At 71.3% G+C, this 25,117-nt stretch carries 19 protein-coding genes; 1 reads left to right on the top strand and 18 read right to left on the bottom strand.

Annotation, left to right across the window (positions count from 1 at the left end):
* Positions 1–23: 23 nt before the first annotated feature.
* From ACOJV9_RS03765 to ACOJV9_RS03680, 18 genes are all read right to left on the bottom strand, one after another.
* On the bottom strand, positions 24–1,028 hold the full coding sequence (locus ACOJV9_RS03765; RefSeq protein ID WP_420183842.1) for a glycosyltransferase family 4 protein: 1,005 nt from the start codon (positions 1,026–1,028) through the stop codon (positions 24–26).
* Between the two features lie 257 nt (positions 1,029–1,285).
* The gene (locus tag ACOJV9_RS03760; RefSeq protein ID WP_420183841.1) at positions 1,286–2,275 is read right to left on the bottom strand and encodes a GHMP family kinase ATP-binding protein; all 990 of its coding nucleotides are present in this window, start codon (positions 2,273–2,275) and stop codon (positions 1,286–1,288) included.
* Positions 2,272–2,976, bottom strand: coding sequence for a nucleotidyltransferase family protein (locus tag ACOJV9_RS03755; protein ID WP_420183840.1), 705 nt, complete (start codon positions 2,974–2,976; stop codon positions 2,272–2,274). The genes ACOJV9_RS03760 and ACOJV9_RS03755 overlap by 4 nt, the downstream gene beginning before the upstream one ends.
* Positions 2,973–4,085 (bottom strand): NAD-dependent epimerase/dehydratase family protein, encoded by a 1,113-nt coding sequence (locus tag ACOJV9_RS03750; RefSeq protein ID WP_420183839.1) that lies wholly within the window; start codon positions 4,083–4,085, stop codon positions 2,973–2,975. The genes ACOJV9_RS03755 and ACOJV9_RS03750 overlap by 4 nt, the downstream gene beginning before the upstream one ends.
* The gene (locus ACOJV9_RS03745) at positions 4,082–5,233 is read right to left on the bottom strand and encodes a glycosyltransferase family 4 protein (protein ID WP_420183838.1); all 1,152 of its coding nucleotides are present in this window, start codon (positions 5,231–5,233) and stop codon (positions 4,082–4,084) included. The genes ACOJV9_RS03750 and ACOJV9_RS03745 overlap by 4 nt, the downstream gene beginning before the upstream one ends.
* Positions 5,233–6,450, bottom strand: coding sequence for an HAD-IIIA family hydrolase (locus ACOJV9_RS03740; RefSeq protein ID WP_420183837.1), 1,218 nt, complete (start codon positions 6,448–6,450; stop codon positions 5,233–5,235). Before ACOJV9_RS03740 ends, ACOJV9_RS03745 begins: the two co-directional genes overlap by 1 nt.
* Positions 6,447–7,700 carry an O-antigen ligase family protein gene (locus tag ACOJV9_RS03735; RefSeq protein WP_420183836.1) on the bottom strand — a complete coding sequence of 418 codons (1,254 nt, stop codon included), beginning with the start codon at positions 7,698–7,700 and terminating at the stop codon, positions 6,447–6,449. Before ACOJV9_RS03735 ends, ACOJV9_RS03740 begins: the two co-directional genes overlap by 4 nt.
* Before the next feature lie 92 nt (positions 7,701–7,792).
* Positions 7,793–9,514 carry a GumC domain-containing protein gene (locus ACOJV9_RS03730; protein ID WP_420183835.1) on the bottom strand — a complete coding sequence of 574 codons (1,722 nt, stop codon included), beginning with the start codon at positions 9,512–9,514 and terminating at the stop codon, positions 7,793–7,795.
* Positions 9,511–11,094 carry a hypothetical protein gene (locus ACOJV9_RS03725; RefSeq protein ID WP_420183834.1) on the bottom strand — a complete coding sequence of 528 codons (1,584 nt, stop codon included), beginning with the start codon at positions 11,092–11,094 and terminating at the stop codon, positions 9,511–9,513. Before ACOJV9_RS03725 ends, ACOJV9_RS03730 begins: the two co-directional genes overlap by 4 nt.
* Entirely contained in the window at positions 11,091–13,154 is a 2,064-nt protein-coding gene (locus tag ACOJV9_RS03720) for an alginate lyase family protein (RefSeq protein ID WP_420183833.1), read from the bottom strand. Before ACOJV9_RS03720 ends, ACOJV9_RS03725 begins: the two co-directional genes overlap by 4 nt.
* Positions 13,151–15,379: a bi-domain-containing oxidoreductase gene (locus tag ACOJV9_RS03715; protein ID WP_420183832.1), complete on the bottom strand. Its 2,229-nt coding sequence runs from the start codon at positions 15,377–15,379 to the stop codon at positions 13,151–13,153. The genes ACOJV9_RS03720 and ACOJV9_RS03715 overlap by 4 nt, the downstream gene beginning before the upstream one ends.
* Complete coding sequence (gene asnB, locus ACOJV9_RS03710) at positions 15,337–17,247, bottom strand: asparagine synthase (glutamine-hydrolyzing) (RefSeq protein ID WP_420183831.1); 1,911 nt, start codon at positions 17,245–17,247, stop codon at positions 15,337–15,339. Before asnB ends, ACOJV9_RS03715 begins: the two co-directional genes overlap by 43 nt.
* A 2-nt stretch (positions 17,248–17,249) precedes the next feature.
* The gene (locus ACOJV9_RS03705; protein ID WP_420183830.1) at positions 17,250–18,521 is read right to left on the bottom strand and encodes a glycosyltransferase family 4 protein; all 1,272 of its coding nucleotides are present in this window, start codon (positions 18,519–18,521) and stop codon (positions 17,250–17,252) included.
* Entirely contained in the window at positions 18,518–19,840 is a 1,323-nt protein-coding gene (locus tag ACOJV9_RS03700; RefSeq protein WP_420183829.1) for a nucleotide sugar dehydrogenase, read from the bottom strand. The genes ACOJV9_RS03705 and ACOJV9_RS03700 overlap by 4 nt, the downstream gene beginning before the upstream one ends.
* 151 nt (positions 19,841–19,991) lie before the next feature.
* On the bottom strand, positions 19,992–21,401 hold the full coding sequence (locus tag ACOJV9_RS03695) for a sugar transferase (RefSeq protein WP_420183828.1): 1,410 nt from the start codon (positions 21,399–21,401) through the stop codon (positions 19,992–19,994).
* Positions 21,402–21,780: 379 nt separating this feature from the next.
* Positions 21,781–22,377, bottom strand: coding sequence for an aminoacyl-tRNA hydrolase (gene pth / locus ACOJV9_RS03690; protein WP_420183827.1), 597 nt, complete (start codon positions 22,375–22,377; stop codon positions 21,781–21,783).
* Positions 22,378–22,494: 117 nt separating this feature from the next.
* Entirely contained in the window at positions 22,495–23,190 is a 696-nt protein-coding gene (locus ACOJV9_RS03685) for a 50S ribosomal protein L25/general stress protein Ctc (RefSeq protein WP_420183826.1), read from the bottom strand.
* A 223-nt stretch (positions 23,191–23,413) separates the two neighbouring features.
* Positions 23,414–24,481 (bottom strand): DMT family transporter, encoded by a 1,068-nt coding sequence (locus ACOJV9_RS03680; RefSeq protein ID WP_420183825.1) that lies wholly within the window; start codon positions 24,479–24,481, stop codon positions 23,414–23,416.
* Positions 24,482–24,563: 82 nt separating this feature from the next.
* Here ACOJV9_RS03680 and ACOJV9_RS03675 point away from each other — a divergent pair, with 82 nt between their 5' ends.
* On the top strand, positions 24,564–25,115 hold the full coding sequence (locus tag ACOJV9_RS03675) for a CGNR zinc finger domain-containing protein (protein WP_420183824.1): 552 nt from the start codon (positions 24,564–24,566) through the stop codon (positions 25,113–25,115).
* The last annotated feature ends 2 nt before the right edge of the window (positions 25,116–25,117 follow it).

Here is a 25,117-nt window from a genome sequence, read left to right as displayed (position 1 = left end):
TGGTGCGACACTTCGGCCCGCGCTCACCGCTCAGCCCTCGAACCAAGGAGGAAGCTGAGGAGGCTAGGAGCGATCACCTGTGCGTCGTAGTCGCGGCGACAGCGCTCCCAAGCCGCACGCCCGCAGCGCTGCATCTCTTGGGGGTTCTCGAGAAGGTCGATGACAATTTCAGCAGCCGCCTCGACGTCGTCCAGTGGCCAAAACCTGCCCTCGGTCGGGTCATCGAGGAGTTCGGGCAGCCCGCCGGCAGTACTGCAAATCACCGGCAGCCCGGCTGCCATTGCTTCGATCACCGCGAGTGGCAAGGACTCCGAGTAGGAGGCGTGCACGCAAGCTCGGTATCTGGGAAGTCGCTGTTGGACATCGGAGCAGAACCCGCGCAACCGCACCTGGCTGCGCACGCCCAGTTCCTCGGCCATGGCCAAGAGCCGAGGCCCCTCCCTTCCCTCACCGAAGATGTCAACGGTGTACGTGTGTCCCGCACGAGCCGCGGCAGCAACGACGCGCAGCACGAACCGGTGGTTCTTCACCGCTTCGAGGTTTCCGACGCAGACCAGGTCGGCCTCCGGCGCGGCCGCAGGCTCGAAAGGAGGAACATTCACGAAGTTGTGCATAACTCTGCTGGGCACTCGCCCGACGGAAGGCAACCACTCACTGACGGCGGCCCTTCCCCAGTGCGAGACGAATACAAGACCGTCCACCCGGCTGAGGACATCCTGTTCGGTGCGACGAATGGCGCGGAAGGCACCCCCTCCACGGCGGATCTGACCCTTATCCGCCCACTCGTCTGCCTGCGACACACGGAAGTGGACAGCCATCACGACTCGTTGATGAGGCCCTGACCGCGCTCTCAACGCAGCCAGCGCGGACACCGGGCACTGTGCGTAGACGGTGCATTGCCCTGTGTCGGCCAAGCGACGGCGCAACGTGTGGTAGAGGAAGATTCCATGCCAATGCCGGTACCACCACACGTTTGCTGGACCCCACGTGCGCTCGAGCACAGGCCTGAACCCGAAGATCAGCAGCATCAACGGCATACCGAGTCGGCGAATCCCACTGGCCCAGCGGTGTGGCGTGATGAGTTCCGCAGACCCTCCCGTCCTTGCCAGGTACGCGCGCAGCTGTCGAACGTGCGTGTGGACACCGGTGATGCCCCGCTCACGGGCAATCAGCGCGATGATGAGAACGTCCTCTCGGGGGGTGCCAGCGGTCGACCGTGCATTGTGGCGCCCGTGGACCGGCCCAAAACTTTGGTCTGCCGTCACGTCTGTGTGTGTCGTCATGCTCAGCTCCAGATGTTCCGGTGGACGTTGAAGATCACGCGCGACCCGAAGGGGTCGACGGAGATGGGCAGCTCCCGCATGGGTGCGAGGGCCTCGCGCACGGCCTTCTGGCGCTCCACCGGGCACACGGCGAGGACGAAGCCGCCGCCCCCCGCCCCGGTGACCTTGGCGCCCGTGGCACCGACTCGCATCGCGGCGTCCACGGCCTCGTCGAGCGCCGGGGTCGACACCCCCTCCGCGAGCTGCCGCTTGGCCTCCCAGCTCTTCCCGAGGGCCACGCCCACGGCGTCGGGGAAGCCTCCGCGCAGGCAGGTGATGGCCTCCTCCGCGAGGTCGCGCAGCTGGTGGAGCTGGGCCAGCCGCACCGGGACGTTCGCCTTCTGCTCGCCGAGGATCGTGTCCGCCGTCCGGGTGATGCCGGTGTAGAGCAGCATGAACTGGCTCTGGAAGTGCCGGAGCTCGTCGTGGCCCAGGTGGATCTGCTCGGCGGCCACCGAGTCGCCCGGCCCGAACCGCAGGTCGCAGATCCCTCCGTAGGCAGCCGCGTACTGGTCCTGCTTGCCGATCGGCTTCCCGCATCGGTCGATCTCGATGGTGCAGGCCCGGTCCGCGAGCTCCTCCGCGGACACCTGACGCCCTTGGTACGCGAAGAGAGCGTGCAGGAGACCGACGGTGACCGAGGACGACGAGCCGAGACCGGACCCCGCCGAAGGGATGTCGGCGAGTGTCGTGATCTCCACGCCACCTCGGACGCCGGCCATGTGCATGGCCTCGCGGACGAGGTCGTGCTCGACGTCCTCCACCTGCGAGACGATCTCCTTGCGCGAGTAGTTCACGTAGATGTCGTCGTCGAAGCGCTGCTTGACGACGACGTAGACGTACTTGTCGATCGCCGCGTTGAGGACGCGCCCCCCGTGCTGGCGGTAGTACGACGGCAGGTCGGTCCCGCCTCCGACGAGGCCGACCCGCAGGGGCGTCTGGGTGATGATCACGCGACACCTCGCTGCGGCCACTCGGCCTCGGCCCGGGCCAGCGCCTCGGGCGTCCCGATGTCCAGCAGGAAGGCCGTGCCGATCGGCACCGCCACGGAGCGACCCACGAGGCGTGGGAGGAGGTCGGTGCCGATGTCGACCGGGGTGCGTTCCGGCACGAGGTCCAGCACCGACCTGCGGAACGCGTACATCCCGGCGTTGGCCAGGTCGCCCCGAGGTGCGGCCGGCTTCTCCTCGAAGGACGTCACCACGCCGTCGACCACCTCGAGGATGCCGCAGGCCTCGGGGCGGGGGGCGCGGAAGACCGCGATCGCGGCGTCCGCCTGGGGCGCCCGGTCCAGCTCCGATGCCAGGATCCGGACGTCGAAGTCGGTGAGGTCGTCACCGTTGACGGCGAGGAAGACCTCGTCGTTGCCGACGAAGTCACGGTTGGCGTGGAGCGTTCCCGCGCTGCCCAGCAGCGTCGGCTCGTGGCTCATCCGCACGTGTGGCCGCCCCCGATGCCGCGCGAGGTGTGCGCTGACCTGGTCGGCCCTGTGGTGCACGTTGACCAGCACCTCGTCGACTCCGGCGTCCCGGAAGCCGTCCAGCCACAGGTCGAGCAGCGGACGCCCCGCAACGGGAACGAGGCACTTCGGCAGACGGTCGGTCAGCGGACGCAGGCGGGTGCCCAGTCCGGCAGCGAGGAGGAAGGCCTTCACCGCTCCACCTCGCGAACTACGCCGAGGGAGGTCATCGTCGCATCGGCGTCGGCCAGGACCTTGTCCAGTCCGGGCATGCCCTTGAGCCACTCGGCGTACTCGGCGACCGAGTCGGCGGGGGTTCGCCATGGCGTCCACCCCAGGCTCGTGAGGGCGGCGACGTCCGAGAGGATGTGCCGGGTGTCGCCGAACCGGTAGGCGCCGGTCACGCGCGCAGGCTTGTCGGAGCCGTAGTGCGCGCGGACGATCTCGGCGAACTGCGTTGTCGTGTATGCCGTTCCGCCACCGACGTTGAAGGCGCGTCCGACGGCTCGCTCGTCCTCGAGGACGAGCAGGTTGGCGTCCACGACGTCGTGGACGTTGACGAAGTCCCGCACCATCGCGCCGTCCTCGTACAGGGTGGGGGCGCCGCCGAGGAGGTAGTGCAGGCAGAAGATCCGGCAGGCGCCCGAGTACGCGTTGTAGACGGACTGCCGAGGTCCCTGGACGATGCTGTACCGCAGTGCCACGGTCGGTATGCCGTAGCGGCGCCCGAGGTTGAGCGCCACCATCTCCTCGCCGTACTTCGACATCCCGTAGGCGTTCTGGGGGTTCGAGACCCTCTCCGGCGTACGCATCATCTCGAGCGGCCCCCCACAGACCGGGCAGGGGATGTCCCACCGCCCCGCCCGCAGCGCCTCCTCGGGCCGCATCCCCGGTGTCTGCTCACCGTCCCGGGGACAGCGGTACAGCCCCTCCCCCATCGCGCTCTGCGACGAGGCCACGACTACCCGCTGCAGGTCGAGCCCCTCCGCCACGGCGATTTCGTAGATCAACGCCGTGCTGACGACGTTGACGTCGGTGAACCGGGAGAAGTCGGGGAGGTAGTCCTGGTAGGCGGCGAAGTGGTACACGGCATCCACGCGGCGGAGGAGGTTGGCCAGCAGGTCGCGGTTGCGGACGTCCCCGATGAAGAGGTCGGCCCCGGGCGTGAGGTGGTTCGGCACGCCGTCCCGATGCACCGGTGGGACCAGCGCGTCGAGCACGATCACCTCGTGCCCCGCCCGGACCAGGCGGTCGGTGGTGTGGGAGCCGATGAAACCTGCTCCGCCCGTCACGAGCACCCTCATCGAGCACCTCCTCGCTCGGCGTGGACCTCTCGATAGACCTCGAGGGTCGACTTGGCGGTGGTAGCCCACGTGAACTGCGCCGCGCGGCCGGGGCCGGCTTCCCGCAGGCCGGCTCCCGCGTCCCCGCACGCCGCCGTGATGGCCTCGGCGAGGGAGCGCGGGTCCTCCGGGTCGGCGAGCAGGGCCGCGCCACCGGCTGTCTCGGGCATCGCACTGCGGTTCGACGTGACGACCGGGCACGCGCACGCCATCGCCTCGAGGATCGGCAGCCCGAAGGTCTCGTTGTGCGACGGGTAAACGAACGCGTCGGCCGCCCGGTAGAACGGCAACGTCTCGTGGTGGCTCATCCCTCCGACCCACACGACGGAGTCGGCGATGCCCAGCTCCTCCGCGAGCGCCCGCAGGCGTGCCGCGTAGTCGGCGTCGGCGGCGCTGCCCACGACGACTAGCCGGTGGGTCGGCAGGTCCTTCCGCACCAGGGCGAACGCACGGAGCAGGCCGTCACCGTTCTTGTACGGCCAGAGCGACGACACGAAGAGGACGAACGGGCCGTCGATGCCCCGTTCCCGCCGGAGACGGGCCGCCGCCTCTTCCGGGTCGCCCGGGTGGAACACCTCGTGGTCGACCGCCTCCGGGATGAGGCGCAGCTTGCCCGGGTCCACGTCGAGGTACGTCTCGATCTCGCGGCGCAGGCTCTCCGAGTTGATGATCACCGCATCCGCGACCCGGGCGGTGTGGGGGTAGCCGGTGCGGCGGTAGAACCGCACGAGCGGGTTGACCGCCGCCGGGGTCGTGAAGGCGTGGAGCGTCTTGAAGTGGGCGACGACGCCGGGCGCGGGACGCACGAGGGGAGCAATGAGGGTGTTGAGGACGTCGATGTCCGAGCGCGGCAGCCGGAGGGGGGCGTAGACCTGTTCGCTCAGGGTGCGCAGCGCCCTGCGCTCGTTCGACCAGGGAAAGGTGATGTACCGGACGCGGGGCCCGTACCCCGAGTGCTCAGGCCGGATCTGCGGGCTGACGAGCAGGTGCAGCTCCTCGTCCTCCCCCAGCAGGGGGTCCATCTCCCTGACGACCTGCTTCCAGAACCAGTGCGCGCCGGACGGCATACGGGGGTCGTCCGTGAGGAGGTTGATCGCGACGCGCATCATCAGAAGACCTGCGCTGCTACGTCGGCGTCCGACATGAGGGACTGGCGGACGTACTGGGCCAACAGGTGCATGCACGCCTGGTGCGAGTCCTCGACGACCCCGTAGTTGTGCGAGTCCACGTGGATCGACGCGTCGGCGAGCTCGCGCGCCGGTCCTCCGGTGAACCCGGTCATGGCGACCGTGGCCATGCCATGGGCCCGGGCCCACTGCAGCGCGCGGACGACGTTCGGTGAACGACCCGACGACGAGACGACCACGAGGACGTCACCGGGCCGCGCCTGGGACTCGAGCTGGTACTCGAACACCACGTCGTAGCCGATGTCGTTCGCGATGGCACTGAGGATCTCGACGTTGGTGCTGAGGCTTGCCACCCGGGTCGTGAGACCGGTGCCGGTCCGGACACCCTTCTCGTGGTCGCACTGGAAGTGGTTCGCGATCGACGCCGACCCGCCGTTGCCGCAGGTGAAGACGGCACGGTCGGTGCGGTAGGCGTCCGAGAGGATGCGTGCTGCCGTCTCGATCCCCACCGGGTCGACGCCCGCCACGGCCCGGGCGAGCTCGTTCGAGTACTCGGTGGCGTAGTCCGCCCCGGTGGCGTAGTGCCGGGTGGGGAAGGCACTGGGGCCGGCACCGGGGCCGTTGGCGAGGTCCGTCAGCACGATGTCCACCGCGGCGACGAGGTCGGGGACCCTGCGCACGCCGGGGGCGAGGTCGTCGTCGGAGGTGTCGATCCAGAGGGCCCGCGCACCCGCGGCCCGTGCCAAGCCCACGTCGCAGGCGCTGTCCCCGACGACCCACGACGAGGCGAGGTCCAGCGCGAGGGCGTCGGCCGCCGCCAGGGCCATGCCGGGGCCCGGCTTCCGGTCCGCGCTCGACCTCGCGAAGGCAGGGACGATCCCGTCGGGGTGGTAGGGGCAGAAGAGCCACAGGTCCACGTGCGCACCCCGGGACGCCAGCTCGGCCGCCATGTGCTTGTGCACCAGGTGGACGTCCTCGAGCTCGTAGAAACCTCGCGCCACGCCTGCCTGGTTCGTCACCACGGCCACGGGAACGCCGGCGGCGTTCAACCGCGCGATGGCCTCGATGGCCCCGTCGAGAAACCGGACGTCGCTGGTCCTCCCGACGTACCCGGAGTCCTCGATGATCGTGCCGTCGCGGTCGAGGAGGACTCCCGGCCGGCGCGTCGGTCGATGGTCCGTCGTGGTGCCTGTGGTCATGGTGCTGCCTCCTTGGAGTCGTTCGGCGGCGTCGCACCGAGGCTGACGTCGTCCGCGATGGCGGGACGGAAGTGCTGGGCTGGGAACGTCCGCCTCGACGGGGACGGACGGTCCGGTGGAGCGGCGAGCAGGGCGGCGGCGACGGTGAGGTCGAGGAGGTACGGCGAGGCGTCTCCCAGCCCGACCTCGGTGACGGACGCGACGAGGCAGTAGACGACGAGGAACAGCGCCATCGCGCGTCGCGGACCGCGCACGTGGGTGGCGGCCGACAGGAGGAGGAGGACGAGGATGCTCGTCTCCAGCAGGAGGCCGACCCAGCCCTGGTCGACGTACGTCGACACCCAGTTGCTGTCGATCGCGAGCCCGTCGAAGGACTTGTCGGACAACCCGGAGCCGAAGAACTGCTCGAGCAGCGGGCGAGGGGCAGCGAAGACGTCGGCCCACACGTCGGTCCGGCCGGTCAGCCTGCTCGCCTCACCGGCCGACTGGCCCCGTGCGAGCCATCCCACGATCTGCGGGGCGAAGAGCAGGGCTGCCCCGGCGATCGCGACGATCGTCGAGGCGGAGGCCCGTCGGACCCGGGCGTGTCCGAGGAAGAGGCTGGCCGAGGCGACGGTCAGGCCGAGCAGAGCGCCGATCAGTGCGGTCCGGGTGTGGGTGCCCACGAGGCCCGCCGCCGGCACGACCACGCCGACGAGGGCGTGCCGGCCGGAGATGACACGGCACATCCAGAGGATGACCGTGGTGCCGAAGAGCACCGCGGCGTAGTGGGCCACCTGCGTGGGGGGAACGGGCCACACCGTTCCACCGAGGCGGCCGTCGACGGCGAACGCCTTGCCGGGTGCGATGGCGGCTCCGACGAGGACGCTGGCGAGGACCGCCCACAGGCACAGGCGATGGGCGCGGAGCAGGACGAGGTCCCGCCTACCCCACCAGGGCGAGAGCAGCCAGAGGACGGTCACGAACCCGACGAGGCGGAGCCCCCGGAACACCGAGCCGAAGATGAACTCGTTGTGCAGGCTCACGGTGAACGACACGACGGCCAACACGGAAAGCAGGACCAGGAACGCGTTGGGACGAACCACGAGTCGCCGGTTGACGAGGAGTGCGAGCACGATCGCCACGATGAGCGAACCCTGTGCGATGGCCTGCGCCATCACCCTCGGGAGCGGGAGGATGGTCGCAGTTCCCGCCGGCGTGAGGACGTTGAGGAGAAGGGCACCCCAGCTGAGGAGCAGGAGGGGAGGCATAGGGGCGACCTGCCCTGAGGTCGGCCGACCGGTGGCAGACTTTCGGTCCTCGCTCAGCAGCACCGGATCTGGCACCCCCGGGATCCGTCTCATCACGACTGCACCGCCTGGATCGCTGTCGGGCCGTCGAGAGGCTCGCTGGCCGGCCGGTCGACCGGTGTGGCGGGGTGGCCCAGCGTCCAGTCAGCACGGTCGGCCCCCTCAAGAAGCGCGAAAGGAAGGTCCACTCCGGTCTCGATGAGGAGTGTCGCGATGGTGGAGAGCAGCTCCCTGTTCGCGCGGCCGGCCGAGACCAGCGGGACGATCCGGTCCACCCAGGTCGGAAGGATGTCGAGGTCGAGGCCGGGGTCCACCTCGGCGAGCGCCAGGACGACCTCGACCTGGTCCCACGCCTCGTCCAGTGGTCCCGGACCCCCCGGTGTGGGGTTCCGGTGGCGGCCGCTTCGGCGAGGGCCAGAGGCGAGAGCAGGATCACCTTGAGGTCGGTGGATCCGAAGGAGCCCGGGCCGGTCGGGCCTACCCTGCGACGTGCCGACCGCCTTCCTCCCGGCCAACGCACCGGAGGCCGTGAGGTCGACCAAAAGGACTCTCACACCGTGGTCGACCAGGCGGTCGGCCAGCCCGCGGACCACGGCTGCACCGGTCACCTCCCGGTCGATCGCTGCAAGTCCGAGTGAGGTGGTCGGGCCGGAGCGCGCCTCCACGACGTCGCTTGCGACCGCGGGCAGACGGCTGTCGTCCGCCGCATTCGCCGACCGTGGTGTCAGTGCGGTCTCGAACCCCTGCACGAGTGCCTCGAAGTGCCTTCGACGCAGGGTCCGTGTCCAGCGCCGGGGATGCCCTCGCAGAACCTCGGCGAGGCGCGTGGTGAGCGCCTCCTTCATGCGCCCCCTGACTCCAGGCAGCGGGACATGCCCCACCCCGACCCGCACGGGCACTCCGAGCGCGGACGCCACCTCACGACGCCGGTGGAGCCGCTCAGTGGTCAGTGCCCGGAAAAGGATCGTCCCAATCGAGAGCACACCACCGAGCACCGCTCCCGACATGACGACCAGAACCGTCTGACGGAGCGACCCGAAAGAGCTGGTGACCGGGTCGTCGATCACCTGGGTGCCGCTGACCGCCGCGTCGACCTGGAGCGTCGCGTCCTCGATCGCCCGCTGGAGGTCAGTCACCTGTGTGCTCAAGGTCGCGCGTTGCCCCACGATGTCGCTGACCCGTACCTGGTCGACCGCCGTTTGGGCTGCGAGCCGGTTGTACTCACGGGTGAGTTCGCCAACACGTGCCTGCAGCGTCGTGATGCGGCTCTCGTAGCCCTGGACGAGTCCCGCCGAGACCGACCGCAGCTGCTCCTCCCGAAACTGGAAATAGTGGGCGATCAGGGAGGTGTTGCGCGCCAGCGCGGCCGAGTCGTCGGGACCGTCGACGGAGACCGTCATGATCTGGTTGCTGACCGGCGTCACGCTCACGGATGACAGGAGCTCCTCCGGCGACTCGGGCAGGTCGAGCTGGTCGACGACCCGGTCGGCCACCTCCCGCGTCTGGAGAAGGCTGATGTCCGTCGTCATCGCCGACTCGTCGCCGGAGTTGGCGCTGACCATGAGGAGGGTGGATGTCGCGGTCACGGGGTGGGGAACCAGGTGCAGGACGCCCAGACCCAGCAGGGCGCCCAGGACGATGGCGGCGACCCATCGGGGCCGGGTGCGCACCAGCGCGTCCCCGAGCGTCCTCACGGTGACGAGGAGCGGGCTCGGTGTGCCGGTCAGCTCCGGGTCGCCGTCCTCGTCGTCGATCCGCCAGACCGGGCCGCTCACTGCTGCCTCCCGCTGTCGGGGACGCGTCGGATGACGCCGGCTGACCGGGCGGTTGCTGACCGCGCGGTGATGCGCATGGGTCGCTGCGGCTCGCCGGGCGCCCCGAGCGGTCCCGAGTGACCGGTGGTCCGGTCGAGCGGGTCCGCGTTGGCGACGACGATGCCCTCGACCTGCAGTCCGACCCGGTCGACGGAGATGACGACGTCGGCCAGACTGCGGCGGGTGGCCGAGGCCGGGCTCACCGCGAGCAGCGCCCTCGAGCCGACGGGCTGCCCTGCCTCGGGGGCCGGGGTCTCCCGGTCGAGGACGACGAGACGCACCGAGAGCTCGACCGCGGCGGACGCCCGGGACGCGGTCGTAAGGGAGAGGTGGGTGGGCAGCTCCTCGTGCCTCGATCCCTGCGAGCAGGCGGCCCACAGGGTCCTCGCGGACGGATGCTGCTGGGCGGCGACCAGCTCCGTCGGGACACCGGTCGACGCCGCGAACGAGGCGATCTGCGGTCCGATGGCCAGCCCTCCAGAGTCGCCGCCCACCGAGACGACGACGAGGACCACCGGCTCTCCGGGGAGGCGGTCCTTCGGAGCGTCCGCCATGAGACCGTGCAGGAGCCGGCGCAGCGCCCAGCCGTCCGCGCTGTCGGGGTCGTACGCGCCCAGCAGGTCGAGCCAGGCTCCCGCGGAGCGGGGTGGCCGCGCCCGCAGCGACGCCACCACGGGAATGCCCACCGCGTCCCCGATCTCGTCGCGGGAACGCAGCTTCGGGTCGCGCTTGTTCGTCAGGACGTAGACGCCCGCGGTGAGCGCGACGACCGCCGCCGCACCTCCGAGGACGCGGAGCAGGACGTCCGTGAGGTACCCCGACCGCGCGCCCGGTGAGGCCGGCTGGATGACGCTCGCCGCGGCGGACGCACCGTCGGTGCCCTCGTCACCGCCGAGCTGCTTCTTCAGCGACTCGATGTCCAGGACGGTCGAGGCCCGCACCGCGGTCAGCGTGGCGAGAGCCGAGGCATCGTCGCTCCTGGCACCGGTGGAGGTGGCCTGTTGGGCGATCCGCTCGTTGGTCCTGCCGATCTCGACGCTCACCGCATCGAGGCTGGTCTGCAGCGTGTCGAGGCGCTCCTGCAGCTCGGCACGCACGGCGGCTCGGAGGTTGCCCCGGGTCTCCTCGAGGTACTCCACGAGCGAATTGGCCACGGCCGCCGCCAGGCCCTCCGCCTCCGCGCCGGTGGGCCCGGACGCAGTGATCCTCAGGACGGCGGATGCCGGAGCGTCCACGCTGACCCTCTCGCCGACCTCGGTCGGCGTCAGGGCAGGGGCCGTCCGGCCGGCTGCGCGGGACAGGACCTCGGAGCTGGTCACGACGAGCACCTGGGTCTCCGCGTCGTACCCGCCGATCCTCCCGGAGCCGGACTGCGACGCGGCCGGCAGCAGCACGACGCTGGCGCTGGTGAACGGGGGTGGGAGCAGAACGAGCAGGCCGACCCCGGCCGCCGCTCCGAGGACGGCGGCGACGAGAAGCACGGCACTGTGCCGACGCAGGACGGCCCAGGTCGATCGCAGGTCGACCGGCTGCTCGCTCATTCGGCCTCCCCGTGCTCCGTCGTGGCGATCGCTCCGGAGGAGGTGCGAGCGGGAACGGTGGCGGCGGCGGCCTCGACGCGGAGGTCGGTCCGCAGCACGAGGGTCCCGTCGAACGCCCCGGTCCCCACCAGCGTCGTGGTGGCGACCCGGGTCCCGAACCGGGGCGAGTACCAGCCCAGGACGGGCGTGGTCTCGCCCCGGTGGCTCGACCAGGCCAGACCGGTGGGCAGGAGGAGCTCTCCACGGTGCAGCCGACCATCACGGGTGGCCCAGGCCAGGTGGGCCGTGCCGTCCCGGAGGTCGACGGCGACCTCCGGACCGAGGTGCCAGAAGAGCCGCAGCGAGTGTGTCCGTGAGCCGGTGACGGTGTCAGTGACCGTGACCCGCGTCCCGCGTCCGTCGAGCTCGACCCGGCGCTCGTGCCGCAGGGCGGGGTCGAGACGCCGGTATGCCGTGTGGTGGCCGACCCAGGTCTGCGCCCCGTCGCGCTCGGCCCGCGTGACGTCGACCGTGGCGTCCGCCCGGGTGCTCCACATGAAGGGGCCCGCCTGCACCCCCTGGTCCTCGCCGTCGACCTCGATCGTGTTGTGCGCCCGGGTCGACCTGAAGTAGGTGCGCCACTCCGGCTCACCGTGGTAGCAGTACGTGCCGGGGTCGACGAGGAGCTCCACCCCGTCGTGCCGGAGCTCCACCGAGAGGGCATCGGCGTGTGCGTGGGCGGCGATCGACAGGAAGCCGTGGGGCCCACCGTCGCAGCGGCACCACACCTCGGGGCCGTCCTCCGGAGCGCTGCGCAGCACCGTGACCCCGGCATCGGCGAAGTGCCGGGGCGCCACCTCCGGCCGCGCGGAGCGGACGGTGGTGCGCGACAAGGAGCCCAGGAGAACGCTGGTCACCCCGGGGTGCACCGCGGGCCACCAGGCGCAGCTGCCCGACACGCTCGCTCCAGTGGCGAGCAGGACGCTCCACGGGTCGTCCAGGGTGTCGTCGAGCACGAGGGCGCGACCCTCGTCGCCATCCCCCTGGCGAGGTGGGTTGCCGGCGACGTCGAGGAGCGCGGCCGCGGCGTCGAGCGCGCGGACGAGGAGCTCCGCCGTGGCCGGCGCGAGCGGCTGCCCAGCGGCGTCGGCCTCGACGAGCGCGACCAGACCCAGCTCGACGACGAAGCGGTGGTAGTCGCTGGCGAGCTCTCGGTTCACCCCGCTGGGGAACGTGTTGGCCGCCAGCTCGCGCTCGAGCTGCTGCGACGCAGCCCGACGCCAGGGATCGCTCTCGACGAACCACGGGAACACGCATGCCGCCACCAGGCGACCGCTGGCCTCGGCGACCGCGTGGTTGTTGGCGGACGAGCCCTGGCTGCGGAAGGCCGCGAGGTACTCCTGGTGCCACCGGAGCTGGTCGAGCGCCAGCGGGTTCTGCTCGAAGAGCGCTGCCACGCCGGACCAGTCGTCGAGGAGGCGCCGGACCCAGGCCCAGCTGATCAGGCGGACCGCGAGCTCGATCCCGCTGGTCCAGTGGATCCCGGTGAGGAACGGGTTTGCAGCCCACCACGAACGGAGCTGTGCCGCAACGGTTTCCGCATAGCGATCGTCGCGTGTCAACCACCAGGCAGTCGCGAGCACCGTGAGGTGGTGATGACGGGAGAGCTCCCACACGGACTTCACGTTGCCCGTCACCGACTCGTCCCGGTGGTCGACGGCAAAGGCCGACACGTCACTGGGTGCCCGCCTGCCTGTCACCGGGTCGAGGAACCAGTCGGGGTCGGCAGCGTCCCAGCGTCGGGTGCCCAACACCTCCCAGTCCCCCTCCAGGATGCGGTCAGCAGCCTCGATGACCCGGCGAGCCGCCTCCGGCGGCACTCGGCCCACCACCCCCGCCTCCAGGGGACTCGCCAGCCGACGAACGGGCAGGAGTCCTGCGGGGGCGGGGAACGGCATACCGGGGCCGACCCTGCGTCGGGACCACGCAGCCTGGCGCGCGCGGTCACCGACACGCACCGCCACCTCCGCCGGGGACATCCGACGGAGCCGTCGCAGGTACCACCCGAACGAACCGCTCATGGGGTCACCCGGCTTCCGGAGACCAGCGACTCGCCCACGGCGATGGTGGTGCGGGTCGTGGCGACGAGCGACTCGAGGGAGATCGGCATCGGACCGCCGGTCCTGACCGCGTCGACGAAGGCGTCGAGCTCGGCCCGCTGGCCCTTGTCGGGGCCCGTGAACGCCCGCTTGCTCTCGCGCCCGCGCTGCGTCCACACCGTGGCCCGCGAGAAGTTCTCCATCCTGGCGTTGGCACCCCCACCGGAGACGTCGAAGGTCTCCTTCGGCACCCGCGGACTGCCGTTCGTGGAGTAGGTGACCGTGGCCAGGGAGCCGTCCGGGTACCAGAGGGAGGCGTGCACGTCGGACCGGTCCCCGGTCGACGTGGCGCTGACCTCCACGGGGCCGTGACCGACCCACCAGCTGACGGTGTCGACGAAGTGGCCGCCCTCACCGAGCCACCGCGACCCCTCCAGCTGCTCGTCGAGGTACCAGCTGCCGACCGCCATCCGGCCGGCGTTGACGAGGTAGCGCAGGCTGGCCGGTGAGGTGCCGGACCCGAAGGCGTCGCGCATCCCCACCAGCAGTGGGGCAAAGCGCCGGTTGAAGCCGACCATGACGCGGTCGTTCCCGGTGCGCTCGACGACCTCCAGGACGTCGTCCACCTCGGCCCTCGTCAGGGCGAGGGGCTTCTCCACGAAGACGGCCTTGCCGTGCTCGAGCGCGCGGCACACGAACCGGGCGTGCGAGTGGTGTCGCGTCACCACGAAGACGGCGTCGACGTCGGGATCCGTGAGGACGTCGTCGGCGTCGGTCGTCACCGACGCGAACCCGAACGTCCGCTGCGCGTTGACGGCCGACAGCGACCTGGTCGTGGCCACCGTCCGCAGGGTGGCGTCGGCCCGCTTCGCCAGGTGCGGCAGCAGCATCGACGAGGCATAGCTCCCGGCGCCGATGAAGCCGAGCCTGACGGTGGTCCCGGTCGCCCGAGTCGCTCGAGTCCCTCGACCGCCCTCCGGCGCCGGAGAACGACGGACGACGTGGTTGCGGCGCACGGGCTGGGGTGTGGCGTCGGGTTGCGGGTACTCGAGGAGGAACCCGACTCCCTGTAGGGACCCGGTGCGGAGCTGCTCGTAGACCTCTGAGGCATCCTCGATCGGACGGGTGGCCGAGACCAGTGGCGACACGTCGACCGAACCGGACGCGAGCAGGTCGAGGAAGCACCCGAGGTTGCGGCGCTCGGTCCAGCGGACGTAGCCGGCCGGGTAGTCGCTGCCCTCCAGCTCGTACCGGTCGTCGTAGCGGCCGGGCCCGTAGGACCGCGAGAAGCGGAGGTCCAGCTCCTTCTCGTAGTAGGCGTTCCACGGCAGGTCGAGACGGGTCTTGCCGATGTCGACGACCCGGGCCCGGTCGCGAGCCAGCCGGGCGGCGAGCTCCACGGGGCCATTGGTGTCGCCCCCCGCGGCGAGGAACACATGGTCTGCGCCGATGCCGCCGGTGGCCGTGCGGACCACCTGCTCCACGTAGGCAGCGCCCTCGTCGTCCGGCGCTGCGCAGCTCATGGCTCCGGCCGCCTCGGCGAGGCGGCAGCGCTCCTCGACGGTGTCGACGCCGACGACCCGGACCCCGGCCGCGACGAGGAGCCGCACGACGAGCTGGCCGACGAGGCCCAGCCCGATGACGCAGGCCATCTCGCCGAGCTGCGGCTCGCCCTGCCGCACCCCTTGGAGGGCGATCGCGCCGACCGTCGCGAACGCCGCGTGCTCCGGCGCGACCCCCTCGGGAACCGGGACGCAGAGGTTGACCGGCACCCAGTTGACCTCGGCGTGCAGGGCGAACTCGTTCCCCGCGGCGGCGACGAGGTCGCCGACGGAGAACTCCCCGGCGCCGTCGCCCACCTCGACGACCACGCCGCACAGTGAGTAACCGAGGGGGGTGTAGCTGTCCAGCTTGGTCATCGCCTTCTTGTAGGTTGCCACCGGTCCCTGCTGGGCCATCGAGTCCAGCACCTTCTTCACCTGGTCGGGCCGGGCCCGGGCCTTGCCGAGGAGGGAGAGCCGTGCCTCCGTGACCTTCATCAGCTCGGTCCCCGTGGAGATGAGCGAGTACAGCGACCGGACGAGGACTCCCCCCGGCTTGCAGGCCGGCTCCGGCACGTCGAGCACGACGAGCTCGCCGGACCGGTAGTTCTGCCCCACCTGCTTCATCGCGTCCCCACCCCGGCCACCCGTGCGTTGCGGTACCACAGCTCGAGGCTGAGCAGCTGCCACACCTGCTTGGACTGGTCGCGACGACCGCTCCGCTGGTCTTCGACGAGGCGCTGGAGCGCCTCCGCCCGGAGGAAGCCGCCGCCGACGAGCTCGCCGCGCAGGAGCACGTCGTCGACGAGCTCCCTGAGGTCGTTCGTGACCCACGCGCGCAGGGGGGCACCGAAGCTCGCCTTCGGGCGGTCGATGATCTCGTCCGGCAGCCAGGCGCGCGCCGCGTCCTTGAGGGCCGCCTTCTGCTGGCGTCCCCGGATCTTCTCGGCACCGGGAAGCGAGAAGGCGGCCTGCATGACGGCCGGGTCGACGAACGGCACCCGGACCTCCGTGGAGGCCGCCATGCTGGCGCGGTCGGTGTAGGTGAGGTTGAGACCCGGCATGAACATGCGGGTGTCGGCCAGGCACATGCGGCTCACGACGTCGTCGAGGTCGTTGTCCTCGTAGACCTCCCGGTGGCGGTCGAGCACGCCGTCCACGTGGGCCGACAGCGACGGGTCGAGGAGCCCGACGAGCTCGTCCCGGTCATAGAGGGTGTAGCTGCGTCGGAAGGCCTCCTGCTCCGGAAGCTCCGCGAAGGTCAGGAATCGCTGGCCCCAGCGCACGGTGCGCAGGCCGCGTCCGCCCACCGCGACGGGCAGAGCCCGTGCGGCCGGTGCGACGGCGGCTCGAAGGGCGCGCGGCAGACGCCGGTAGCGGGCGGCGACGAGCATCGCCAGGTGCTTGCGGTAGCCGCCGAAGAGCTCGTCGGCCCCCATCCCCGACAGCAGCACCTTGACCCCGGCGTCGCGGGCGGCGTCGCACATGAGCAGGGTGTTGATGGCCGCGGGGTCACCGATCGGCTCGTCGAGGATGTCGACCATCCGGGGAAGCAGGTCCACGATGTCCGGCGAGATCTCGATCTCGTGGAGGCGGATGCCGAGGTGCGCCGCGAGCCGCCGTGCGTAGCGGGCGTCGTCGGGCATCGACTCCAGCCGCTGGTCCTCGGGCCGGAAGACGATGGTGTAGGCCTCGATCGACGGGTCGGCCCGGTGCGCGAGCGCGGTGACGATGCTCGAGTCGAGACCTCCGCTGAGGAACGAGGCCACCGGGGCATCGGCGACGAGGTGGTCCAGGACCGAGTCGGCGACCACCTGGCGGATGTCGGCGCGCGGGCCCTGTGCCGCGAGGGCCGCCTCGGTCGCGGAGTCCCAGAAGCATCCCCGCGCGACGGACCCGTCCCGGTGGTACTCGGCCCACGTGCCGGCCGGATGACGGGCCACCCCGTGCATCGCGTCGAGCTCCTGCGGCAGCCAGTAGTAGAGCGTCGACGCGACCATGGCGGCGGGGTCGACGGCGAGCTCGGGACCGACCGCGGTGACGATCGCCTTGAGCTCGGACGCGAAGAGGATGCCGCTTCCCCGGGGCATGACGTACAGCGGCTTGATGCCCAGGGGGTCGCGCGCGAGGGTGAGGCTGCCGGTCGCCTCGTCGTGGATCCCGAAGGCGTACATCCCCCGGAACCGGCGGAGCGCCCGGGGCCCCCAGGCCCTCCACGCCTCGAGCACGACCTCGGTGTCGGAGGCCGTGCTGAAGCGCGCACCCAGGGCGACGAGCTCGCGCCTCAGCTCCCGGAAGTTGTAGAGCTCCCCGTTGTAGGTGAGCGTCAGGCCGCCCTTGGTGAACGGCTGGTCGGCGGCGCTGGACAGGTCGATGATCGAGAGGCGGCGGTGGCCGAGGACGACCGCGGTGTCCGGGTCGACGAGCTCCACGACGGCGCCGGCATCCGGACCCCGGTGGGTCAGCCGGTCGACCATGGCGGACACGAGAAGCTTGCCGTCGTGCTGCTGGTAGGCCCCGGCGATCCCGCACATCGTCAGGCCTCCGCGTCCACGAGGGAGGTGGGTGACGCGTCGCGGGCATCGTCCCCACTGCGCCCGACGAGCTCGTCGAACACGCGCAGGTAGCCCCGCTGCTGGTGCTGCCAGGCCAGGTGCTGCTCGACCCGCTGCCGGCCCCGCCGACCCATCTCGGCCCGTCGGCCCGGGTCGTCGACGAGGTCGACGACCGCGCGGGCGAAGTCCAGCACCTCGTTGGGTCGCACGTACACGGCGGCGTCGGCGGCCGAGACGCGCGTCTCGGCGAGGTCGAACGCGACGACCGGGAGGCCGAAGGCCATGTACTCCATCGTCTTGTTCATCGTCGAGACGTCGTTGAGCGGGTTCAGCGGGTCCGGGGACAGGCCGACGTCCGCGGTGGACAGGACCTCGGCGACGAACTCGTCGGGCACGCGGCCGGGCAGGTCGACGACGTCGGTCAGGCCGAGCTCGTCACGACGGCGGACCAGCTCCGCGTGGCTGTCGCCCGACCCCATGAAGGTGAAGGCGATGTCGTTCCGACCCATCCGGTTGACGACGACGTCGGCCGCGGCGAGGGCCAGGTCCACACCGTCCTGCGGTCCCATGACGCCGAGGTAGGCGACGAGGTGCGGACGACCTCGCCGCAACGACGCGACCGGCTCGCGACGGCGAAGGCGGTCGGGGTCCGGTCCGGTGCGGACCACGGTCACGTCGTCGGGGGACTTGCCACCACGGGACATGGCGATCGCGGCATACGACTCGTTCGTCGACGTGACGCGGTCCGCGGTCCGGAACGTCTGGCGCTCGAGGAAGAGCAGCCCCCGGTACGGGGCTCCCCGGTTGCCCTCGAAGCGCGAGAGGTAGAGCTCCGGGCACAGGTCGTGGTGGTCGAAGACGAAGCGCGTGCCGTCCCGGCCCCGCAGGAGGCGCGCCAGCGGCCAGAAGATGTCCGGCGGGTTGCAGGCCTGCACCACGTCGAACGCACCGTCGCGTCGGGCGACCTGCACGAGTCGCGCCGTGGCGAGGAACGACCAGGCGTACTCGAGCACGTAACCGAGCGCACCACCGCCGGGGGCGTATGCCGGGTAGCCCAGGATGCGCACGCCGTCCACCACCTGCGACGCACCGGTCCCCTCGCCCTTCGGGCACACGACCGTGACGTCGTAGCCGTGACGGACGAGGGACTGGCACTCGAGCCACACCCGGCGGTCGAACGGCACCGGGAGGTTCTGGACGATGACGACCACCCGCGGCCGGTCGCCCCGCGGGGACCCGTCGCGCACGCTCACCAGCTCACCCCCTGGTAGCCGGCGATGTGCTCCACGTCCTCGCCGAGGCGGCCGTTGATGTCGAGGACGAGCGTGGGTGCCGCACTGCGCAGGGCCGCGAGGCACGCCGGGTCCGAGGTGGCCACGATGGCGACCTCGGCGTCCTCGAGGGCCAGCTCCGGGGTCGGGGCGAGGAGCCGGTTGACGTGCGCGAGCTTGCTCTGGAAGTGCCGGAGGTTCGCACCGACCAGCTTGTCCGGGTTGACGACCGGGTCGTAGATGCGCACATCCAGGCCTTTGCCGACGAAGCGCTCCGCGATCTCGAGGTTGGGGCTCTCGCGCAGGTCGTCGGTGTCCATCTTGAAGCTCAGCCCGAGGATGGCGACGCGGCGGTACCCGGTCTCGAGGACCCGGTCGACGAGGGCGCGCACGGTGAGCTCGTTGCTCGTCAGGGTTGAGCTCACGAGCGGCAGGTCCACCCCCACGGTGCGCGCCATGCTCTGCAGTGCCCGCACGTCCTTGGGCAGGCACGAGCCGCCGAACGCGAACCCCGGCCGCAGGTAGGACGGCGAGATGTTGAGCTTGTGGTCCTCGCAGAACAGCTGCATGACGGTGCGGGAGTCCACGCCGAACTGGGAGAAGATCCGGCCCATCTCGTTCGCGAAGGTCACCTTGACCGCGTGGAAGGCGTTGCAGGCGTACTTGAGCGACTCGGCGGTCCCGACGTCGACGTGGTGCAGCTCGAGGCCGAGGAAGCCGAAGAGGTCCTCGCAGCTCTCCCGGGTCCTCGGGTCGGCCGTGCCCACGACGACGAAGGGTGGTGCGAAGAAGTCCTCGACGCCACACCCCTCCCGGAGGAACTCGGGGCACATCGCCGTCCCCACCGACCACCCGTCCGGGACCAGGTCCGGGGCGAACGTCGGCCCGACGACGGAGGAGCCGGTGCCCGGCGGCACGGTGGAGCGGATGACGACGGAGTGGAACCCCGACGCCGGGGGCGCCGCCTGCGACATCGCCTCGCGCAGGTCGGACAGCGCCCTCTGGATGAAGGACAGATCGGTGTCACCGCGCGGCCGCGAGGGGGTCCCGACGCACACGAGCGAGAGGTCGGCGCGGTCCATGGCCTCTGCGACGTCCGTCGTCGCCCGCAGCCGTCCGGCCTGCACCGCGTCGAGGACCAGGCGGTCCACCCCCGGCTCGACGACGGGACTGGTCCCGCCGTTGATCGCGGCGACCTTCCCGGCGTCGACGTCGACGCCGACGACGTCGTGGCCCCGGGACGCCAGGCCCGCCGCGGTGACCGTCCCGACGTAGCCCAGACCGAAGATGACGACCTTCATGACAGCACCTCTCGCGTGGTGCCCGGCAGCGACCGGGCCGGGGATGCCCCAGTGGGGCGGTGTGCGGAGCGGCGGCGAGCACCGTCGTCCCGGAGGGGAGCGGACCGACGCTGCGCCGGTCGAGCAGGGCGGACCCACCGTGCCGACGCCATCAGAAGGCACCCCGGCCGCCGAGCACGGCGCGCACCGTGCGGATGAGGATCTGGAGGTCCAGGGTGGAGGACCAGTTGTCGACGTACCAGAGGTCCAGCCGGACGGTCTGCTCCCAGTTCAGCGTCGCCCGCCCGCTCACCTGCCACAGGCCGGTCATCCCGGGACGCACCCGCAGCCGCCGCATCGCGTCGGGCTCGTAGCAGTCGACCTCGGAGGCCAGGCCGGGCCGCGGCCCGACGAGCGACATCTCACCCCGCAGCACGTTGATCAGCTGGGGCACCTCGTCCAGCGAGAACCGACGCAGCCAGCGGCCGACCCTGGTCACCCGGGGGTCGACCCTGCTCTTGAACAGGACGTCGTTGACCTCGTGGCCGATCTCGGCCAGCGTGGCCAGCTGTGCTTCCGCGTCGGTGACCATGGTCCGGAACTTGTAGATGCGAAACTCCTGCCCGCCCTGACCGATTCGGTTCTGGTGGAACAGGACCGGTCCCCTGGAGTCGATCCGCACGGCGAGCGCGACGAGCAGCAGGAATGGCAGGAGCAGGAGGGTGATGACGACGGCCAGGGCCAGGTCCTGGACGCGCTTGACCACGAGGCGGGAGCCGGACCGCACCGGGCGCTCGAGGTGCAGCAGGGAGACGCCGGCCTCGGCACGGATCGACAGCCGTGGTCCGGCCACCTCGAAGATCCCGGGCGAGATCACGAGGTCGACGTGACGCTCCTCGAGGTCCCATGCCAGCTGGCGCAGCTGCTTGCCGGTCAGGCCGGGGTGCCCGCTGATCGCGACCAGGGCGGCGTCGCTGTAGTCGACCGCGAGGGTCACGTCACGAGGCCGGCCGGCCACCGGCACGCCCTCCACGACGGGGAGGTGCTTGCCGCCGGCGATGCACGCGCCGACCACGTCGAACGAGTTCGAGGGAGAGCGCCGCAGCTCACGGATCAGCTCACCGACGGACTTCGCGGTCCCGACGACGACAGTCCGGGCGCGGTACCTGCCGTGGGCGCGAGCACGGCTGAGCCACAGGCGAAGTCCCTTCCGCAGCACGAGCGACAGGGCGACGACGAGCGGCACGACGAGGAAGACGTAGCCCCGGGCCAGCTCCAGCGTGAGCGCGTACGACGTGAACCCGGTCGCGCCGAGCAGGACGGCCCCGGCCCCCAGGACCGACCGGTACTCCTGGGCGCCCTGGCCGAGGTGGCGCGCCTGGTATCCCTGCAGGAGACGTACGGCCATCGTCCAGGTCAACGGCGTCACCATGACCACGACGGCGAACCCGCGCGGCAGCTGGCCGACCCGCAGCAGTGACGCGAACGCGCTCGCCACCAGGGCGCACAGCAGGTCGCCGAGGACGAGCCGCAGGCGGTAGGCCGCCGGCCAGCCGAGTCGTGTGCGGGGAAGCGGACGCACCGGGGACGTCCGCGACCGTGGAGAGCGACGCTGGACACGGTCGAGCCGTGATGCCACACGCGGCAGCAGCGTCCCGATCTCGACGCTGCCAGCGTCAGGATGTTCGTCCAGCACCACACATCACCGTGGCTCTCGGTCGTTGCTCCCGGTGGCGACTCTCACCAAGCACAGACGCTAGGGATGGTGCGCCGGACTGGAGGACCAAACTCCAAAGATGGACAGGTCGTGCCAGAGGGCCTGATCAGGAGGGGTGACCTTCGCCCCTCACCCGTGTCAAGCACGCCGTGGACACGACCTGCCGACACGCTGGTCACGAATGGCGCTGGTCCGCTTCCGAGCGACTGTGCGCCAATGCCGTTCGGGTGGTGAACCCCCTCACTCAGCCCGGCGCGTGAACCTTCTGCTGGGCGTCGAGCAGGCCCTGCGTGACGAGCAGCTCGACCGCGTCGGCCGCGTCCCCGAGCAGGAACGGCAGCTCCTTGCGCTCCGTCGGCGAGAAGTCCCGCAGGACGAAGTCGGCCGCGTCCTGGCGACCGGGCGGGCGGCCGATGCCGACCCGCACCCGGAGGTAGTCACGCGTCCCCAGTGACTTCGAGATCGAGCGCAGGCCGTTGTGACCACCCTCTCCCCCACCCAGCTTGAGCCGCACGTCACCGGCCTGGATGTCGAGCTCGTCGTGCACGACGACGAGCCGCTCCGGCTCGACCGAGAAGAAGCCCATGAGCGCCTTGACCGGCCCTCCGGACTCGTTCATGTAGCTGTTCGGGACGGCGATGACGGCCGCCGGTCCCGGCACTCCCCCCGGGCCGGCGCCGAACCGGACCTGCGCGGCCACCGCGCGCGCCTTGTGGGTGCGCAGGGGGCTGTTGGTCCTGGCCGACAGCTCACCGACGACCATCGCCCCGACGTTGTGGCGGTTGCCGGCATACGAGGGTCCCGGGTTCCCCAGTCCGATGACCAGCCACGTCTCGCTCACAACGCACGAGTATGCCGTCCACCCCCCGCCACCTCCCAACCCACCGCCCCGGACGCCGGCAGGCCCGGTCCGAGAAGCGGACCGGGCCTGCCTGGTGGAGCGGGAACGCCTCGGGGCTCAGGCGTCCTCGGACGGGGCGGCGTCGCCCTCCGCGGACTCGCCCTCCGCGGACTCGCCCTCGGCGGTCGCCTCGGCGTCCGCGTCGGACTCCTCGTGCTCGATCCCGGCCTCGGCCTCGGCCTCGGCGAGCTCGGCCTCGAGGGCCTCCTCGGAGATCTGCTGGGTGACGTTGACGACGAGCAGCTCGGCGTCGCTGACGAGGGTCGCGCCCTCGGGCAGCTCGACCGCCCCGGCGAGGATCTGGGTGCCGGCCTCCAGGCCCTCGACCGAGACGGTGATGGACTCGGGGATGTTCGTCGCGAGCGCCTCGACCTGCAGGCTCGAGTTGTCGAGGGTGACGACCGTCTCGGGGGCGGCCTCGCCCTCGAGGTGCACGGCGACGTCGACGGTGACCTTCTCGCCCTTGCGGACGATGACGAGGTCGACGTGCTCGATGACCGGCTTGATCGGGTCGCGCTGGACGTCCTTGGCCAGGGCCATCTGCTCGGTGCCGTCGACGACGATCGTGAGGAGGGCGTTGGGGTTCTTGAGCGCCATCATGGCGTCGTGGCCCGGAAGCGTGATGTGGACCGGCTCGGCGCCGTGACCGTACATGACGGCGGGAATCTTGTGGTCGCGGCGGATCTTGCGGGCCGCGCCCTTGCCGAACTGGGTGCGGGCCTCGGCCTGCAGCGTGATGGTGTCGTTGGACACGGGAGTCTCCTGGAGATCGGGGCGAGTCGGTCAGGTGTTCCGTCGGTGGGAGCTCGACGGGGGGTGGTGGCCTCGACGCGGGACACGGCACGGACAGGCGCGCTGGTCCACGGAGAGCCACGGTCCACGACCGTGCTGTCCTGACCACCGCGTCGATCACGGACGTGCGGTCCCGAGCATCTCTGGCCGGTGCAGCGTCCCTCGCCGAGGCAACCCCGAGAGTCTAGGCGACCGGGTGGGGCGCAGGCCAATCGGCCTGACGGCCCGACTCCCCGCTCTCGGCGCTCCCGTCCCCCACCTGCGGGTATGCCGGCCGCCCACCGTCCTGGCCGTCGTCGCCGCCTGCGGTGGCGTCCTCCTCCGTCTCCTCGCCGAGCCGCACGGCGACCACCCCGGCGAGGATGAGCAGCCCGCCGCCGAGCTGGATCCAGCCGGGGAGCTCGTCGAGGAGCAGCCACGCGACGGCGATGGCGAAGAGCACCTCCGAGAGGCCGACGAAGCTGGCGACCGTCGCCCCGACGAGGCGGGTGCCCATGACGCCGACGGCGTAGGCCAGCGTCGCGGCGACGACGGCGAGCTCGGCGATCGGGACCCACCACGCCGTGGTGAGCCCGGCGATCTGCACGCTCTCGCGGGCCGTGCCGTAGTCGATGAGGCCGGTCGCGCTCGCGACGACGAGGGCCACCGCCCCGACGCCCAGCCCGAAGCCGGCGAGGGCCAGCGGAGGCAGGGACTCCTCGTGGTCGTGGCTCGAGGACACGTAGAACGTGGCGAGGCCGACGGCGGCCAGCAGCCCCCAGACGACACCCGGCCACGAGACCTGGACGCCGGAGAAGACGTCGAGGACGAGAACGAGGCCGAGCACCGACAGGGCGACGCCGACCAGCGTCACCCGGCTGGGGCGGCGGCCGTGGCGGGCCCACATCCAGCCGACGACGAGCACGCTGCCGAGGTACTCCAGCAGCAGGGCGACGGCGATCGAGAGCGTCTCGACGGCGTTGAAGTAGGCGAACTGGCACCCCGCCACCGCGACGAGGCCGAAGGCGGTGACGGCGCCGGCGTTGCGCGGCAGGAGGTGCCAGCGACCGCGGATGGCCCACGCCGCCACCGGCACCAGGAGGAGCGAGGCCATGCCGACCCGCCACGTGACCACGCCCGCCGGCGTCCAGCCGGTGAGCAGCAGCGCCTTGGCGAACGCCCCCGACGTGCCGAAGGACGCCGAGGCGAGGACGACGAGGACGAGCCCGAGCAGCATCGTGCGGGCGGACCGGTGCGAGGTTCCGGCGTTCACGGGCGATCCTCTGTCAGGAGTAAACTACGGCCTAGGCCCTTACGCCGGCTCACGCTAGACCCCGCCTCTGTCAGGAGTCAAGATGGTTTTCGCCCATGACACCGAGCTGTCGCTGCAGCACGCCGCCGCCCTCATCAACACCGAGGCCGGGTTCGGGGACTCCGCCCGGGAGGACCTGCCGACCCTCGAGGCCCTGCTGGCCCACCTCGACGACTGGGAGTGGAGCGGCGGGCGCCCGGGCACCCGCGCCGAGCTGGACGCCGTGCACGCCCTGCGGCCGCGGCTGCGTGAGCTGTGGGGCCGTGACGTGGAGGGTCTCGTCGACGGCGTCAACGAGCTCTTGGCCGAGCACCGGGCCCTCCCCCGCGTCGTGCGCCACGACGACCTGGACTGGCACATCCACGCCACGGACGACGACGCCCCGATCGCGACGCGCGTCGCGGTCGAGGTGGCGATGGCGATCACCGACCTCATCCGCGCCGGCGAGACCGAGCGGCTGCGCGTCTGCGCGGCGCAGGACTGCGGCGACGTCGTCATCGACCTCACGAAGAACCGGAGCCGGCGCTACTGCGACGGGACGTGCGCCAACAAGGCCCACGTCGCGGCATACCGTGCCCGGCGCCAGGCGCCCTGAAC

The organism is Knoellia terrae (genome assembly GCF_048606435.1).
Taxonomy (GTDB): Bacteria; Actinomycetota; Actinomycetes; order Actinomycetales; family Dermatophilaceae; genus Knoellia; species Knoellia terrae.
The sequence above is the reverse complement of the archived record's forward strand: the minus strand, read 5'-3'. Positions and strand labels throughout refer to the sequence as shown.